This is a genomic window from Holdemanella biformis DSM 3989, from assembly GCF_000156655.1.
GTDB lineage: Bacteria > Bacillota_I > Bacilli_A > Erysipelotrichales > Erysipelotrichaceae > Holdemanella > Holdemanella biformis.
In genome coordinates, this window is sequence record NZ_DS996843.1 from 129,901 (window position 1) to 146,827 (window position 16,927).

General features: G+C 33.6%; 15 protein-coding genes and 1 pseudogene. 10 read left to right on the top strand and 6 right to left on the bottom strand.

The window, feature by feature from the left end; translation table 11 throughout:
* The gene (gene moaA / locus EUBIFOR_RS07355) at positions 1–945 is read right to left on the bottom strand and encodes a GTP 3',8-cyclase MoaA (RefSeq protein WP_040466330.1); all 945 of its coding nucleotides are present in this window, start codon (positions 943–945) and stop codon (positions 1–3) included.
* Between the two features lie 89 nt (positions 946–1,034).
* On the opposite strand from moaA, the gene EUBIFOR_RS07360 reads away from it, so the two are divergent.
* Positions 1,035–1,574, top strand: a complete 540-nt coding sequence (locus EUBIFOR_RS07360) for a DNA-3-methyladenine glycosylase I (protein WP_003865368.1) — start codon at positions 1,035–1,037, stop codon at positions 1,572–1,574.
* On the opposite strand, the gene EUBIFOR_RS07365 is transcribed toward EUBIFOR_RS07360, so the two are convergent.
* Both EUBIFOR_RS07365 and EUBIFOR_RS07370 read right to left on the bottom strand, forming a co-directional pair.
* On the bottom strand, positions 1,571–1,903 hold the full coding sequence (locus EUBIFOR_RS07365; protein WP_003865369.1) for an arsenate reductase family protein: 333 nt from the start codon (positions 1,901–1,903) through the stop codon (positions 1,571–1,573). The two genes, EUBIFOR_RS07360 and EUBIFOR_RS07365, sit on opposite strands and share 4 nt — an antisense overlap.
* Positions 1,903–3,165 carry an amidohydrolase gene (locus EUBIFOR_RS07370; RefSeq protein ID WP_050755956.1) on the bottom strand — a complete coding sequence of 421 codons (1,263 nt, stop codon included), beginning with the start codon at positions 3,163–3,165 and terminating at the stop codon, positions 1,903–1,905. The genes EUBIFOR_RS07365 and EUBIFOR_RS07370 overlap by 1 nt, the downstream gene beginning before the upstream one ends.
* Positions 3,166–3,282: 117 nt before the next feature.
* Between EUBIFOR_RS07370 and EUBIFOR_RS07375 the strand changes: the two genes are divergently transcribed.
* Both EUBIFOR_RS07375 and EUBIFOR_RS07380 read left to right on the top strand, forming a co-directional pair.
* The gene (locus tag EUBIFOR_RS07375) at positions 3,283–4,467 is read left to right on the top strand and encodes a MalY/PatB family protein (RefSeq protein ID WP_003865371.1); all 1,185 of its coding nucleotides are present in this window, start codon (positions 3,283–3,285) and stop codon (positions 4,465–4,467) included.
* A 19-nt stretch (positions 4,468–4,486) separates the two neighbouring features.
* On the top strand, positions 4,487–5,002 hold the full coding sequence (locus EUBIFOR_RS07380; protein ID WP_003865372.1) for an ECF transporter S component: 516 nt from the start codon (positions 4,487–4,489) through the stop codon (positions 5,000–5,002).
* 7 nt (positions 5,003–5,009) lie between these two features.
* On the opposite strand, the gene EUBIFOR_RS07385 is transcribed toward EUBIFOR_RS07380, so the two are convergent.
* Positions 5,010–6,143: a DUF362 domain-containing protein gene (locus EUBIFOR_RS07385; RefSeq protein ID WP_003865373.1), complete on the bottom strand. Its 1,134-nt coding sequence runs from the start codon at positions 6,141–6,143 to the stop codon at positions 5,010–5,012.
* 77 nt (positions 6,144–6,220) lie between these two features.
* Between EUBIFOR_RS07385 and EUBIFOR_RS07390 the strand changes: the two genes are divergently transcribed.
* On the top strand, positions 6,221–7,399 hold the full coding sequence (locus EUBIFOR_RS07390; RefSeq protein WP_040466332.1) for a pyridoxal phosphate-dependent aminotransferase: 1,179 nt from the start codon (positions 6,221–6,223) through the stop codon (positions 7,397–7,399).
* Positions 7,400–7,653: 254 nt separating this feature from the next.
* Here the strand turns inward: EUBIFOR_RS07390 and EUBIFOR_RS07395 are convergent, their stop codons facing one another.
* Both EUBIFOR_RS07395 and EUBIFOR_RS07400 read right to left on the bottom strand, forming a co-directional pair.
* Positions 7,654–9,108, bottom strand: a complete 1,455-nt coding sequence (locus tag EUBIFOR_RS07395; protein WP_050755957.1) for a S10 family peptidase — start codon at positions 9,106–9,108, stop codon at positions 7,654–7,656.
* A gap of 97 nt (positions 9,109–9,205) precedes the next feature.
* A complete protein-coding gene (locus EUBIFOR_RS07400; RefSeq protein WP_003865376.1) occupies positions 9,206–10,342 on the bottom strand; it encodes a PP-loop family protein in 1,137 nt (378 codons plus the stop codon).
* Between the two features lie 74 nt (positions 10,343–10,416).
* On the opposite strand from EUBIFOR_RS07400, the gene EUBIFOR_RS13130 reads away from it, so the two are divergent.
* The 6 genes and pseudogenes from EUBIFOR_RS13130 to EUBIFOR_RS07425 all read left to right on the top strand — a co-directional run bounded on the left by EUBIFOR_RS13130 (position 10,417) and on the right by EUBIFOR_RS07425 (position 16,818).
* Positions 10,417–11,142, top strand: coding sequence for an MATE family efflux transporter (locus EUBIFOR_RS13130; protein WP_003865377.1), 726 nt, complete (start codon positions 10,417–10,419; stop codon positions 11,140–11,142).
* Positions 11,143–11,163: 21 nt separating this feature from the next.
* Positions 11,164–11,730: pseudogene (locus EUBIFOR_RS13135) on the top strand (MATE family efflux transporter); the annotation flags it as partial.
* Between the two features lie 279 nt (positions 11,731–12,009).
* A complete protein-coding gene (locus tag EUBIFOR_RS07410) occupies positions 12,010–12,543 on the top strand; it encodes a VTT domain-containing protein (protein WP_244264161.1) in 534 nt (177 codons plus the stop codon).
* 68 nt (positions 12,544–12,611) lie between these two features.
* Positions 12,612–13,313 (top strand): response regulator transcription factor, encoded by a 702-nt coding sequence (locus EUBIFOR_RS07415; RefSeq protein ID WP_003865380.1) that lies wholly within the window; start codon positions 12,612–12,614, stop codon positions 13,311–13,313.
* A complete protein-coding gene (locus tag EUBIFOR_RS12180; protein ID WP_003865381.1) occupies positions 13,310–15,349 on the top strand; it encodes a sensor histidine kinase in 2,040 nt (679 codons plus the stop codon). The genes EUBIFOR_RS07415 and EUBIFOR_RS12180 overlap by 4 nt, the downstream gene beginning before the upstream one ends.
* A gap of 215 nt (positions 15,350–15,564) precedes the next feature.
* Positions 15,565–16,818 (top strand): methionine gamma-lyase family protein, encoded by a 1,254-nt coding sequence (locus EUBIFOR_RS07425; RefSeq protein WP_040466333.1) that lies wholly within the window; start codon positions 15,565–15,567, stop codon positions 16,816–16,818.
* Positions 16,819–16,927: the final 109 nt, after the last annotated feature.

A 16,927-nucleotide genomic window follows, 5' to 3' on the forward strand; every position in this document is an offset into this window, starting at 1 on the left:
TTATCCTCCAATTTCATTCATCACCGTCGATGAATGTTCTTCTTCAAAATGATGTTCCTTGGGCTTTTTGAATATCCATTCTCTCATCACTTTTTCTAGTTCTTCCAAATTATTTAGATAAGGTTTTAAATCCACACCATCCATATGGAATAAACATAATTTCAAACGTCCTACACTGCTTAAGCGTACACGATTGCATTCACTACAAAACTTATTATGCAACGCTTCAATAAAACCAATATATCCCTGAAACTCTGGTATTGTATAATAGTGGGCTGGTCCATTACCAAGCTTATGATCATATACATTTAATATGTAATTCTTTTGCACATATTCAATTAATTCATTCATTTTTGTGTTTCGATCACTATTTTTTAATGGCATCAATTCAATAAAGCGTAACGCAATCTTTTTATCTTTGATAAGTTCTAACATAGATTCAAATCGAGAAATTGAAAATAGATTGTCCACAACACAATTTACTTTCACCCTAATACCAATCTGATAGGCATATTCTAAATTCAACAAAACCTTCTTCAAATTGTTCTTTTTACATATTTTCAAATATTCCGCTTCATCAAGTGTATCGATTGAAAAGTTAATACAGTCAAGCCCTATTTTTTTTAGTTCATCTAAATCTGTAAAAGAAAATAAACTTCCATTTGTCGTTAAAGTCACTTGTTCTACACCATCTATTTCTTTCAATCTACGAATAAAATCAATATAACTTTTACGAAGTGAGGGTTCTCCACCCGTGATTTTAAATCGAGTAATACCCAAAGAAATAGCACATCTACAAATATTTAAGATTTGTTCATACGTCAATATATCCGAATGACAAAGATGTTTTGAGATGTCTGGCTTACAATAGTAACAAGCATAATTACATCTGTCAGTTAATGAGATTCGCATATAATTTATATTTCGACCAAATGAATCTTGCATAAAATCCTTTCCGTTATTCTCGAGTGAGAATAACCAACTGTTTCAATTTTATCATTGAATTCACATTTTATCTACTTTAAAATGGAATCATGAAACGATGTACATGGTGTAATCTAAACAATCCAAAATATATTGAATATCATGATTATGAATGGGGAAAACTGAATACTGATGAAGAATATCTATTTGAAATGTTGATCCTTGAATCTTTTCAGGCAGGTCTTAGTTGGCAGTGTGTTCTAAATAAAAGAGAAGCTTTTAAAGAGGCGTATGATGATTTTGACATTGATAAAGTCATTGAGTATGACGAAAAGAAAATCGAACAATTAAGTAACAACCCAAATATTATTCGAAACAAATTAAAGATCAAAGCGAGTATTTCAAATGCTAAGATTTTTAAATCCATTCAAGAAGAGTATCAAACTTTTTATAATTATTTATGTACTTTTACACATGGAAAGATTATTTATGAAATAGGAAAAACTACATCGACTCTTTCGGATTCCATCTCAAACGATCTAAAAAAAAGAGGCATGAAGTTTGTAGGAAGTACCATTATATATTCCTATCTTCAAGCCATCGGTGTGATTTATTCTCATGAAAAAGATTGTTTCTTATACAAAGACTAATCCCATGTTTTCCATACATTTGGTTCATAGCCTACTGTCGCCAATTTGCCATTTCGCACGATTGGCGTTTTTAATATGTGTTGATTGAGATACACTTTATCTTCTTTATCCGACAAGTAATTCAACATTGTCAATAATTCTTTATCCTTCGCCTTTGAATCAATCATGGAATCGATGCCAACTTGTCTAAGCACGCTCTCAAATTCTTTCTTACTCATTTCTTTTTCGTCTAAATTAATAAACTGAAACTTAATATTTCTTTCTTTAAAATAGCGTTGTGCTTTCTTTGTATCAAAACACTTATTCTTACCAAAAATCTGTATATTCATTACTTTAACCTTTCTACTCTTTTTTGTATTTCATCATATAGTGCCTCAATCTCAAATCCTACATAAAAATGTCCATCTTCATATAGAATTTCTCCATTGACCATCGTACATTTTACATTAGATTTAGATCCACTGTATACAATATTTTTTGCGATATTATTCATTGGCTGCATATTCGGTTGATATAGATCTAAAATAATTAAATCTGCCAACTTTCCAGCTTCAAGCACACCACAATTTAAATTTAAAGCTTTAGCTCCATTTACAGTTGCCATTTTCAACACTTCATAAGCATCGACTGCAGAAGCATCACAGTTTTTATATTTAGCTAGTCCTGTCACCAAAAACATTTCTCTAAACATATCTAGACAGTTATTACTTGCCGCACCATCTGTTCCTAGACATACATTTATATTTCGTTGAAGCATTGCTTGAATAGGAGCTATACCACTAGCTAGTTTTAGATTGGATGCTGGATTCGTGACGATATTTAAATGTTTTTCTTTAAACAAATCCAAATCATGTTCACTCATATGCACACAATGAAAAGCCCCTCCACCATAGTCATATACACCTAGATCACATAAGTACTCAACAGGAGAGCGTCCCGTCTTTTCTTTGCATGTATTTACTTCATATTCTGTTTCACTTAAATGTGTATAAACGGTTGCTTTATATTTATGAGATAATGCAGCTACTTGTTGAATCTTTTCTTTGGAGTTGGTGTATTCATGACTAAAGCCAAGGACATAAGAAATCAAACTATTTTCTTGATTATATTCATTAAAACAGCGTTCTACATCTTCTACAGATAGACAAAAATCATTAACAGCTCCACATAAGACTGTACGATATTTCATGTCTAAGCTTGCCTTAACAATAGCTTCAGGATTTAAATACATATCAAAATTTGTGGTAATTCCACTCGTTAGATATTCTAATATAGCTAACTTAGAAAAATAATAAATATCTTCTTCCGAAAGTTTTGTCTCAATAGGAAATACCTTTTCGTTAAGCCATTGTTGAAGTGGCATATCGTCGGCTATTGATCTTAAAAATGTCATTCCAGAGTGTGTATGTGCATTAATAAATCCTGGCATAATTAGATTCTTTTGTACATCTATTTCCCGGTCAAACAAACAATCATGTTCTTTGTATTTACCTACATATGAAATCTTATTGTCTTCCACCCAAACTTCACCTAAAAAGATATCAAAATCTTTCATTGTGAGTACTCGTGCATTATAGAATCTTGTGCGCATATGCATCCCTTCTTTCTAATCTAATCATCCCACAAAACCAACAAGAAAAAAAGCAAATATCAAATTGCATATTCACTTTTCAAATTATATTATTAAATTAATAAGGAGTTTTTTATCATGAAATACGATTTTACTACACTATTAAACCGTCAAGGCCATGATGCACTCGCCCTTGATGTATTACCTATCAAAGATGTAGAGGTAGATCCAAATTTTTCTAGGATTCCTATGTGGGTTGCAGATATGAACTATCCTGTTTTCGAAAACATTCAAAGACACATGATCAACCGCATCAATGAACCTCATTTTGGTTATTTTGAAATGCCAGAAGATTACTATAAAGCCATTCAGTTCTGGCAAAAAGAAACACATGGCATAGATGTAGAAAAAGAAGCTATCGGATATGAAAATGGTGTTCTTGGTATATTATCGAGTGCTTTAGAAGCTTTTACATCTAGCGGTGAAGCCATTCTAGTACAATCCCCTTGTTATATTGGATTTATTCATACATTAAATAATCTAGGAAGAAAAATTATTGATAGTCCATTAATAAAAGAGAATAACTGGTCACTTGATTATGAGGATATTGAAAAGAAGATCATCAAACACAATATTCATTTTGCACTATTTTGTTCTCCACACAATCCAACGGGAAGAGTCTGGAAAAAGGAAGAAATCCAAAAATTCATGGATATCTGTAAAAAACATGATGTTTTAGTTTTTAGTGATGAAATCTGGTCGGATCTAGTACGTAAAGAAAATACGCATATTCCTACACAATTCGTAAGTGAAGATGCCAAGAAAAGAACGATTGCCGCTTATGCTCCAAGTAAGACATTCAATCTTGCAGGTTTAGTCGGTTCCTACCATATTGTTTATGACAAATATCTGCGTGATCGATTAAATAAACAGGCTTCTTTATCCCACTATAATTCACCTAACATATTAAGTATTCATGCCCTTATGGGTGCATATTGTAAAGATGGATTGGATTGGGTTAGCGAGCTTAATGAGGTAATTGCGAATAATGTAGATTTTGCGATAGATTTTATCCACACTCATTTCAAAGGTATTGAAGTCATAAAACCAGAAGGAACATATATGTTGTATCTAGATTGCACAAAGTATTTAGATACACACGATATCACCATGGATGAACTTTTAAAGAAAGGCGTTCGCTATGGTGTATGTTGGCAAGATGGGCGTCCCTTTATGAACCCCAATACGATTCGAATGAATTTAGCTTTACCAACAAGCTTAGTAGAAGAAGCATTTTCTCGTTTAAAAGAATTTGTTTTTTAAAGAATGAGGAATTTAGATTATGAAAAGTACAACAAAAAAATTAGTATCTTGTGCTCTATGCATTGCGATAGGCGTATTGCTTCCCATGGCCTTTCATGTGATACCAAATGCCGGAAGCATATTTTTACCCATGCACATTCCTGTATTGATTTGTGGATTATTTTGTGGAGCCCCATACGGTTTGGCATGTGGAATCATCACGCCCTTTCTTTCCAGTATGACAACAGGAATGCCTCCAGCTATGATTTTGCCCCAAATGATGATTGAACTAGCTGTATATGGTTTAGTTACTGGTTTATGTGAAAAACACATCAATATCAAAAACGAAATGTCAAAATTATACATGAGTTTAATTATTGCGATGCTTGTAGGAAGAATCGTGAATGGCTTAATCAACACATTTGTACTAAGTACGCAAGGCTATACACTATCTGTATTTATGACGGCAAGCTTTATTACTTGTCTTCCTGGAATCATCCTTCAATTGATCGTTGTTCCAATTTTAGTTCGCATTTTAAATAAAACCGCAGCCTAGCTACGGTTTATTTCATTTCAACTAATTCATATTCTCGATTTCCCAAGCCAATCTTTTGTGCATGTTCTAAACAAGATTTCCATTCCGATTCCGGTGTCGAATTTGTGAAATGGTCATGATGATCACAGAAGTTTGGATCATGTAGATGTTTATCTAATTGTGATCCTGGCATTGGTTTTGCCTTCATACATAAATCTACACAGGCTTGATCTAGGGCAAGTGGATCAAAAGATGCCAACATTCCAATATTTGGTAGAATCGGTAAATCATTTTCGGCATGACAGTCACAGTTTGGTGAAACATCCACAATCAAAGAAATATGGAAGTTAGGACGTCCATCCACAACAGCTTTTGTGTATTCCGCCATACGCTTATTCAATAATTCATTCGCATTATAGTTATTGAAGGAGATCGCATCAAAGTTACATGCGCCTAAACAGCGCCCACAGCCAACACAATTTGTTTCATTAATATGCATCTTATGTGTTGTTTCATCATATTCCAATCCATCATTCGCACATTCTTTAAGACATTGTTTACAACCACGACATAATTTTTCATCAACATGCGGAATACCTGAACAGTGTTGTTCTTTTTTACCAGCACGTGAACCACATCCCATACCTATATTTTTAATGGTTCCACCAAATCCAGTTGATTCATGACCTTTAAAGTGTGTCAAAGAAATAAAGACATCGGCATCCATTATAGCTCGACCAATCTTAGCTGTTTGACAATATTCTCCACCAACGACAGGCACTTCAATATCGTCCGTTCCTTTTAGTCCATCTCCTATCAAAATGGGACATCCTACAGTAAGTGGTGTAAAGCCATTTTGCCAAGCACACTCTAAGTGTTCCAAAGCATTCTTTCTTGATCCTGGATACATTGTATTACAATCGGTCAAGAATGGTTTTCCCCCTAATTCTTTTACCACATCCACAATGGCACGTGCATAATTTGGGCGTAAATATGCAATGTTTCCTAATTCTCCAAAGTGCATTTTGATTGCGACAAACTTTCCGTCTAAATCCAATTCGGTAATTCCTGCTTTTTTTGCCAACAATTGCAATTTTGTAGGTAGACCCTCACCTAATTTACGGGTATGAAAATCCGTATAGTATACTTTAGATTTTTCCATCGAATATCACCTCAATTTTATTTTACATTTCCCCCAAAAATGATACAATGCAAAAAATGAAAAAAGGAAGTGCGATTATGAAAGAATTATCAAAAAGAACTAAGACATTTACAGATTCTGCGATTCGTCGAATGACAAGAATCGCAAATCAATATGATGCGATCAATCTATCGCAGGGATTCCCTGATTTTGATCCACCAAAAGAAATATTGAATCGACTCGAACAAGTTGCTCATGAAGATTATAACCAGTATGCGATTACTTGGGGTGCCCAAAACTTTAGAGATGCCTTAGCCAAGAAACAATCAAAATATATGAATCTAGATTTAGATTCCAACAAAAATATCGTTATCACTTGTGGAAGTACCGAAGCCATGATGGCGGCCATGATGAGTGTTTGTGATCCAAACGATAAAGTGATTGTCTTCTCCCCATTTTATGAAAACTATGGTGCAGACACTATCCTTTGTGGTGCCAATCCAATCTATGTTCCTTTACATCCACCTGTATTCAACTTTGATAAAGAAGAATTAGAAAATGCGTTTAAACAAAATCCGAAAGCGTTGATTTTATGCAATCCAAGCAATCCTTGCGGAAAAGTCTTCTCAAAAGAAGAGTTGGAATATATTGCTAGTCTTGCCATAAAATATGATACATATGTGATTACGGATGAAGTATATGAACATATTGTATATGCCCCATACAAACATACATATTTTGCCTCTTTACCGGGTATGTTTGAAAGAACTATTTCTTGTAGTTCCCTATCTAAAACGTATTCCATTACAGGGTGGCGTTTAGGTTATTGTATTGCCCCTGAAAATATCATCGAACAACTCAAAAAAGTGCATGACTTTTTAACGGTTGGTGCTGCTGCTCCACTTCAAGAAGCAGCTGTAGTAGGGCTTGAATTTAGTGATGCTTATTATGATGAACTACAAAAGCTATATACACATAAGAAAGATCTATTCATCAATGGCTTAAAAGAATTGAATATTCCACATACCGAACCGCAAGGAGCTTACTATGTTATGGTCGATATCAGTGAGTTTGGCTATGATTCTGATTTAGACTTTTGTGTAGATCTGATTAAAAACGTAGGTGTGGCAGCAGTTCCTGGATCTAGTTTCTTTAAAGAAGAAGAAAATCGCTATATTCGTTTCCACTTTGCGAAAAAAGATGAAACCTTACTTGCCGCACTAGATCGATTAAAGGATATGCGCACAAAAATGTCATATAAGAAAACCGTTGGGTAGTAATCCAACGGTTTTATCTTTTATCACAATTACTTACGAATTTTAAAAATGTTCAATACACATATTTAACGAAATTCACAAATGTTTATCTGTATATTTTAACGAAAATGAGAAATGTTTCATTAAAACATTTCGGTGATTCCGTTGTGACTTTCAAAAAGCCAATTTTTTCCATTAAAAGTTCACTATTTTTCCACTATATTTCCTTTATTTATCATCACAAGAAAAAAAGACTCACCAAAGTGAGCCATTTATTAAAATTGAGATTTAGGATTCTTTCCTTGAATAAAATCACGAATATCTGAACATAATTCATGAACATTATCTTCACCAAGATAAATCATATGTCCACTTTGGTACCCTTTCCAGAATACACGATCACTAGGAAGTCCAGCATGATCCATTGTGTGCCATGCATATCCAAATTCAGTACATAGATCAAACCATCCATTCGCAAAGAATGCTCGCATTCCTGGTCTTCGCGTCAAGGCATAACGTAATTCTTCTGCGGTTGTACCTTTCTTTTCTTCTTTATTCCAATGCATATAATAATCAGTTCCTGGAATAAAGTTACGGTCTAATTTTACATTTAATTTTGGAAGTAGATCTCCTGTAAAGGCTGCATAGAAGAATGTATCATAACGATCGGCTGTCGCATCATCCCACAATGCCTTTTTGATTTCATCTTGTTCAGGCTCTAATAAAGGACGAGTTACACGACCATCATAGCGAGATACAGCTTTTCCTTTTGTCTTTAATACTTCTTGACGATAGTCATCATCATCAATTTTCAAGCCATGACGAATCAAGTATTCTCTAGAAACACCTGTATAATAACTTACCTTTTCTAAGATATGTTCTTTTTCTTCTTCCGAAATGGCTTCTCCTTTATAAAGTGCAAGTACATAATCATGGTCTGCGAAAGCCTTTGCTTCTTTTACAAAATCTTCTACACTTTGATTGGTTGGATGATTGTGATACCAGTTTACCCCTGCATATGTTGGGAATCCCAATACACTTGTTTCAACAGGTAAGCCTTCACCAAAGTATTTACCTACAGTAACTGTATTTCCAATAAATACAATACCATCAAAGGCAATACCATAGCCTCTTTCTCTTCCCATTGTGGCAGCAATTCCAGCAGCGACTGCACTACGAGTACATCCATAACTTTCGCCACATAAATATTTTGGTGACAAGCCACGATTATAACGACGAACCCAAGCTTCAAGCACTGTCAATAAGGCTTCTGCATCTTGTTCAATGCCAAAGAAATCTTTCTTTTTACTTTCATCAATCAATACACCATATCCGGTTCCAACAGGATCAATCAATACAATATCCGCAATATCAATCAAACAATCTGGATTATCGATGACTTTATAAGGTCCAAAAGCACTTTCACGATCCACTTCATCATACTGCATACGACGTGTTCCTAAAAAACCTGCATGTACATACATACAACTTGATCCAGGACCTCCATTATACGCAAAGACAACAGGACGATTGGATGTATCTTCTACATCACTTCTAAAATAGGCATACGTAAAAATCGATGCGACAGGATTTCCATCTGGTCCATAAATGACATTGTCTTCACAAATTGTATGATATGGAATTTCTTTTCCTGACAATGTAATTTTTCCATCTGACTCAAAACGAGCTGGTTTAAAAGTATCTGGTTTAAAGCTTTCTGTTTTATACATAATTCGTTTCCTCCACAATAATTCCATTATAGAACGTAGTGAAAAATAGTCAATGTAAATTATTACATTTTTGTAAATATAATGAAAAAGAGAGAAACTATTCATTTCCCTCTTCATCATACGTATCTAAAAAGTGATGTCTTGCGTGATCATCCTTATAGGCTATCACGGTTTTAAGGCTCACGTTTTCGACGCTCTTAAAAATATTCTGTTCGACAAACGGATTGACTTTCTTCAATTCCTTGATTAAGTTTTTCATTTCTAAACGCTTTGACTTAGATTGTGTTAAACATGTTTCATTAGCGCAAGCCTGAGTGAATTTGCATGCACATTGAATAAAATACAAATCATTGTGTTTAGCCCAAGCCTTAATATCATCTTCATGAATCAAGTATAAAGGTCGAATGACTTCCATCCCCTTAAAGTTATTTGAATGTAACTTGGGCATCATCGTTTGAATTTGTCCCCCATAAAGCATAGACATTAAAATGGTTTCAATCACATCATCATAATGGTGTCCCAACGCTATTTTATTACACCCTAAATTCTTAGCATAGTTATATAAATGACCTCTTCGCATTCTTGCACAAATATAACATGGATTCTTTTCAATATTAAAAACGTTGTCAAAAATATCACTCTCAAAGATTTCAATTGGAATATTTAGCCTTTGGGCATTTCTTTCAATCACATCATGATTTTCTTTTGAATAACCTGGATCCATCACAATGTATTTCACATCAAAAGGAACCGGTGAATGTTTATGCAGTTCTTGAAAACACTTTGCCATCAACATCGAATCTTTTCCACCCGAAATACATACCGCAATACAATCTCCTTCTTTGACAAGCTCATAATCACGGATGGCTTTGGTAAATTTTGACCAAATCTTTCTTCGATACGTTTTAATAATGCTTCTTTCGACTTGAGCGCAAAAATCATCCGACACATTTGTGTTCATCTTATCCATAACAATTGAAACATATCCACCATCCACACTATATGCTTCATATTTTTCCTGCAATCTTTGTGCCACTATATCACTGACATAGCCTTGTGCGCAAACGACAATAATCTTCTTAGTTGAATCAAATTCTTTGGATAAAACACTTTCTCCACTTAATACAATACTGTTCTCGATTGGATTTTTAAAGGCTTCTTCGGCATCACGTATATCAATTAAGATATATTCTTCTTTATTTAATTGTTTTAATTGTTCTACTGAAATTTTCATGAGACTATTCTAACATAATATTGAATTTTTGGATGAAAAAGCGCAAAATATGAACAAAAAAAGGAAATTTGATTATGACACAAGGCAAAATCATGCCTATGTTAGTTCACTTTACCATTCCCTTAGTATTGGGAAATCTATTCCAATTAACATATAATGCCGTTGACAGTATTATTGTAGGCCACTTTGTGGGGAAAGAAGCTTTAGCTGCTGTCGGAATTTGTAATCCAATCACGACATTATTCATCCTCTTTCTAAATGGACTTTGTATGGGCGCAAGCATATTGATTGGCATGTATTATGGGGCTAAAGATGAAGAAAAACTTGCTCGTCAAATAAGCACAACCATGCTTGCAGGACTTGTATTTTCACTTGTATTAACACTTGTCTGCATAGTTTTTTCACCACAAATTCTTAAATTTATGCAGGTAGATCTATCCATTTTAAATAGGACTACTATCTATCTTCAAATCATCTTTGCCGGTTTAGTCTTTACCTTTTTATACAACTTTTTTGCGAGTACACTACGCGCTTTAGGCGACAGTAAATCACCCCTATATTTCTTAATTATCAGTTCCATTCTAAATATCTTTGGAGACTTATTCTTTGTGGTTGTTTTACATGCAGGAAGTAAAGGATGTGCCATTTCTACTGTGATTAGTGAAGCTTTATGTTGCCTATTCTGCATTCTATATATTCAAAAGAAAGTGCCACTTCTACAACTGGGTAAAAAATGGCTGGTATTTGATATTTCATTATTAAAAAGAACCATTGCGTATGGTTGGGCCAGTGCAATGTAGCAGGCGTCTGTACAACTTGGAAAGCTTGGTATTCAAATGATTGTCAATACGATGGGTGTATCGGTTGTAGCTGCTTTTACGGCCGTTAATCGAATTGATGATTTTGCGTACACCCCGGAGCAAAACATTGCCCACTCTATGACAGCTTTAATGGCACAAAATAAGGGTGCCGGAAATAACAATCGTATGCAAGAGGGATTTCGTTGCGGAATGGTCTTAGAATTTATCTATGGTATATTTATCTTTCTAGTATGTTTTATCTTCGCAAAACCATTGATGTGTCTATTTGTACAAGATGAAGAAGTTATTATGCATGGAGTGACTTATCTACATTTAATTTCCATCATGTATATTCTTCCTGCCTTCACCAATGGAATCCAAGGTTTCTTTAGAGGGATTGGCGATTTAAAAATTACGCTCATTTCAAGTCTAGTGAATATGGCAGTTCAAGTTATTGTGGCTGCTCCACTTGTATTTAGCTTACATCTAGGTATCGAAGCTTTACCATACTCATATCTAGCTGGATGGATTGGTATGTTGGTGGTTGAACTTCCATTACTTATTCGTACATACGAAGCTTATGAATAAGGCTTGTGTATAATTGACACAAATTTTTTGTTTTCCTTTTATATAAAGCATTTATTACAATTTACACTATTTTTCCAACCCATATTTTTGTATTTTATCCACTTTTCCAACCTTTTTTATGCCATTTTTAACAACTTTTCCAACTTTTTGATTCAATTATTTAGAAAACTTTAAGATTTATCACCAAAGTTAATTAATATTTATTCGTTATATTAATCATGGTGATAATTTATGACAAATAAAAACATACAAAACATAACACACTTTGGATTTATCCTTATGATTCTTATTTGCGTTTATTTCTTTTCACAAGGATACTTCACAAATCCACAGCTTCTACAATCTGCACTATCTAAGGCAGGCATTTTGGCACCCTTACTTTTTATTTTTCTACAAATCATTCAAGTGATTATTCCTATTATTCCCGGTGGTGCATCAAGTGCCTTGGGTATTACAGCTTTTGGAGCCGTCAATGGATTTATATATAACTATATAGGTATTTGTATCGGATCCATATGCATCTTTTTACTTGTTCGTAAATATGGTCATAGAATCATTCTAAAATTATGTAAAAAGAAAGATTACGACAAATATTTGAAGTATACATATGATCAAAATAAATTTGATACCTTCTTTATGTTAGCTATTTTCTTACCTTGTGCACCCGATGATCTCTTGTGTATGCTGGCAGGATTGACACATATGTCGCTCAAAAAATTTGTCTGGATCATTCTTTTGGGTAAACCCTTATCTTTAATGGCTTATTCTTATGGTCTTACTCAGTTGTTTCAAATTATCGAAAGGTGGTTATAATTATGTTATACATTGGAATATTATGTGCATGCATTGGATTTTATTTACATTATTAAAAGGAGAACTTTATGGAACATACAATATTAGTGGTAGAAGACGAACAAGGGATTCGTGAAGCCATCGGAATTTATATGAAGAATCAAGGATACAATGTGATTCTTGCCGCAAATGGAAAAGAAGGCTTGGAAAAGATTGAAACAAATGATATTCATTTAGCCATTGTAGATATTATGATGCCTGTTATGGATGGCATTTCTATGGTCATGGAAGCAAGAAAACATCATGACTTTCCGATTCTATTTTTAAGTGCAAAAAGTGAAGATATCGATAAAATCACAGGTTTAAATATTGGTGCCGATGACTATATCACCAAGCCATTTCAAAGTATGGAGCTAGTCGCAAGAGTACGTTCGCATTTAAGAAGATATGAACAAATTTTAAATCTAAAAAATGAGACAAAGAACGAAGATGAGTATATGATTGGTGATCTTGTGTTAAATAATACGACAAAAAGAGTGACGTTAAATTCAAGGGATATTAAATTAACGCCAAAAGAGTTTGATATTTTAAAACTATTGATTTCGCACCCTGGACAAGTCTTTTCTAGCCAACAAATCTATGAATTGGTATGGAAAGAAGAAGCTATTAACACAGAAACGATTATGGTTCATATTCGTAAATTACGTGAAAAGATTGAGGCCAACCCTAAAAAGCCAATCTACATCAAGGTTGTATGGGGGCAGGGCTATAAAATGGAGAATATACAATGAAAAAGAAGAATATTTTTTTAACAATACTATGTGCTTTATGCATCATTAGTTCTTGTATAGTGACAAGTTTTTATCCAAATGTTTCTACAGCTACTCCAACAAAGCTTCCTGAAACTTTAGAACAAAATCTTACAGCTTTTATTCTAGCAAAAAAATTGGAACAAGATCCAAAGTATGAATACATTACTTTTGAGAAAGATACACCGGAAGATATTCAAAAGGATATAAAAAAAGGTTTAAACTCAGCTTTATCTAGCGCAAAAAATATTTTTGAGAATGATCCAAACTTCTTTTATACGTGTGATGTGAACTATAAAATCACTTCAAAACAATTTAATGTGAATGTAAAGAAAAAAGATACAAGATATTATGACACTTTGGATTCGAATACTTTAAATGTAACGGATAATATTGTGAATCTTATTAACTATAACAGTGAAAAGTATTATGAATACTGTGATGGCACATATTATTGTGATGGAGAGCCATTTCCAGGCTATACACTTCATATGCCAAGTGATGTCGTATTAACTTTCTATATTCCGGCTGTTTTAAATTATGATAATACAAGTCTAATTGACCTCTTAGATTTAGATGCCGATCAATATACCTATTTCTTTATGACTTCCTTCTTGATTTGTAGTGCCATTATCGCTCTATATGTCTTCCTTAATAAATATGCGTATGAAAAAGAAGCCTACATCTTTAGACATGTGAATAACTGGTTATTTGAACCTGCATTCCTATTATTTCTAACAATTGATGCCCTACTAGCTAGTGGTACATGTATATTAACTACCTATTCGATTGAAGGTACATTCTTACACATTCTAAATCGTTATCATATTGAATTGAGTCAGCCTATCGTATATGGAGTGAACATTCTTGCGTGGTCCATCACTCTATTCTTTATTGGTTTATCCGTATATTGGTTAAAATGTCAATTTACAACATCGATTAAAGATTGGTTCTTTCATAAAACATGGATTGGGAAATTCATTCTTTATTTCTCAAATAAAGTAGAACGAATCATTTCAACTGATTTATCGGATGAAATCCTTAAAAAGTATATTATTTTCTCAATATGTCTGATTTTGATTCTTGCGTTTATATCATTGCTTAACATTCCATTCTTCTCTTTCTTTGTTGTCGTTACAGCATTAATTGGCATTAGTGTTGTGGGCTATAAGAAGATCAAAAATGTGCAAAGTCAATATCAAGACATATTACATATGACAGAAGATCTACCGAGTGGTAATTTTGAAAATATCAAGCCTGCAGATTCTGGCTTATTCCAATCTTTAAATAATAATATCTATCAAATTAAGGATGGTTTTGAACAAGCTGTAAAAGAACAAGTACAGTTACAAAATCTAAAGACGGAATTGATTTCAAATGTATCGCATGATTTAAAAACACCATTAACAGGTATTAAAAATTATGTAGAGTTATTAAATGATCCTAATATTAGTGAGGAAGATAAAAAGAGTTATTTAGAACGATTGAATCAATACACCGATCGTCTAAGCATTCTAATCACAGACTTGTTTGAAGTATCCAAAGCCAATAGTGGTAATATTGATTTAGAATATTCTGATATTAACATCATTGATTTTATAGAGCAGGTATGTGCAGAAAATGAAGAGCTTCTACAAGCTAAAAATCTTCAGCTTGTGACAAATCTTCCAGAAAAAGAAATTCATGTATGTTTGGATGGAAATAAGACGTATCGTATTTTTGAAAACTTATTTACGAATATTTCTAAGTATGCTCTTGAAAACACACGTGTATTTTTGGATGTGAAAGATATTGGTAATTCGGTTGTGATCATAATGAAAAACACTTCGAAAGCACCGCTTGATTTTGATAGTGATATTACCGAACGTTTTGTACGTGGCGATAAATCAAGGCATGAATCTGGAAATGGTTTAGGACTAGCCATCGTAAAGAGTTTTACAGAAGTACAGAATGGCACATTTATGATTGAAACAGATGGTGATCTCTTCAAATCCATTCTAAGTTTTCATAAATCCTGAAAAATGTAGAATTCTACAGAAAAAGTGGTCAAAAATCCAAGAACAAAGGATAGGCCACTTTTTATATATGTATTTATTGGTTTGTAATCGGAAAAAGTGTAGAATTCTACATAAAAAATGATTAGAAAATCCATTATGTCTTAAACTGTTAATTAATTAGAATACGACACATGAATTCGTGTATAATAGAAGAAGTGGACTTTTGGAGGTTATTTATGATTTTAGAACAAATTGATAAAGACTTATTGAAAATGGCAGAAGAATCGGATGTCGTTTTAAAAGATATTTATAAAAAAATTGATGATGTATGTTTATACAATTCAGATCGTATCTTAGCTGCATTTATTGAGAACCACGTTTCTTATTCTGACTTTGCGGATATCAACGGATATGGTAACTACGATGAAGGTCGTGATAAAATCGAACGTATTTTTGCGACAGTACTCGGATGTGAAGATGCTTTGGTACGCCCTCAAATCATGAGTGGCACAAATGCTTTATATTTAACTTTATCTGCCCTATTAAAATATGGAGATACAATGATTTCTATTTCGGGTGCTCCATATGATTCTTTGCAGGAAATGATTGGTTTATGTGGGGATTCTACACAATCCTTAAAAGCCAATGGTGTAAAGTATGAACAAATTGATTTAGTGAATGATGATTTTGATGATGATAAGATTGTTGAGCGTTTAAAAGAAAACAATGTAAAATTAGTGGAAATCCAAAGATCTAGAGGATATGCCCACCGTTTATCATTAACCATTTCAAAGCTTGAGCGTATCATCAAAAAGATTCGTGAAGTAAACAAAGACGTTATTATCATGGTCGATAACTGTTATGGTGAACTTGTTGAAAAATTAGAACCAGGACACATTGGTGCGGATGTTGTGGTTGGATCCTTGATGAAAAACTTAGGCGGAGGAATTGCCTCTACTGGAGGATATGTAGCTGGTAATAAAGAGTTGATCAATATGGTTGCTGAACGCTTAACAGCTCCTGGAATTGGTAAGGATTTGGGTGCAAACTTTAACTTAAATAACTCTTTCTTTAAAGGTATCTTCATGGCACCAAATGCCGTTAAGAGTGCTTTAAAAACAGCCGTTTTTACAGCTTATATGCTAGAAAAATTAGGATACAAGAATGTATCACCTGCTTATAATGATGAAAGAACGGATATCATTCAAACTTTAGAACTGGGCTCGAAAGAAAATCTTGTTAGCTTTACACAAGGCATTCAATCCACAAGTCCTATTGATTCATTTGTTCGTGTTATGGCTGCTCCAATGCCTGGCTATCCATTTGATGAAGTTATGGCAGCTGGAAGCTTTACACAAGGAAGTACAATCGAACTAAGTGCAGATGCTCCAGTCATTGAACCATATACTTTATATATGCAAGGTGGATTAACATTAGAATATGGAAAACTCTCTATTCTTCTTGCCCTAACAAATATGAAAAACAACTAAGATGCCAAGTGCATCTTTTTTGTTTCAAACGATTGTCGAATCGTTGCATTATTTTGTGCAACGATAAGCGAATCGTTGCAAATCGATTCAAACGATACTTCAATCAATA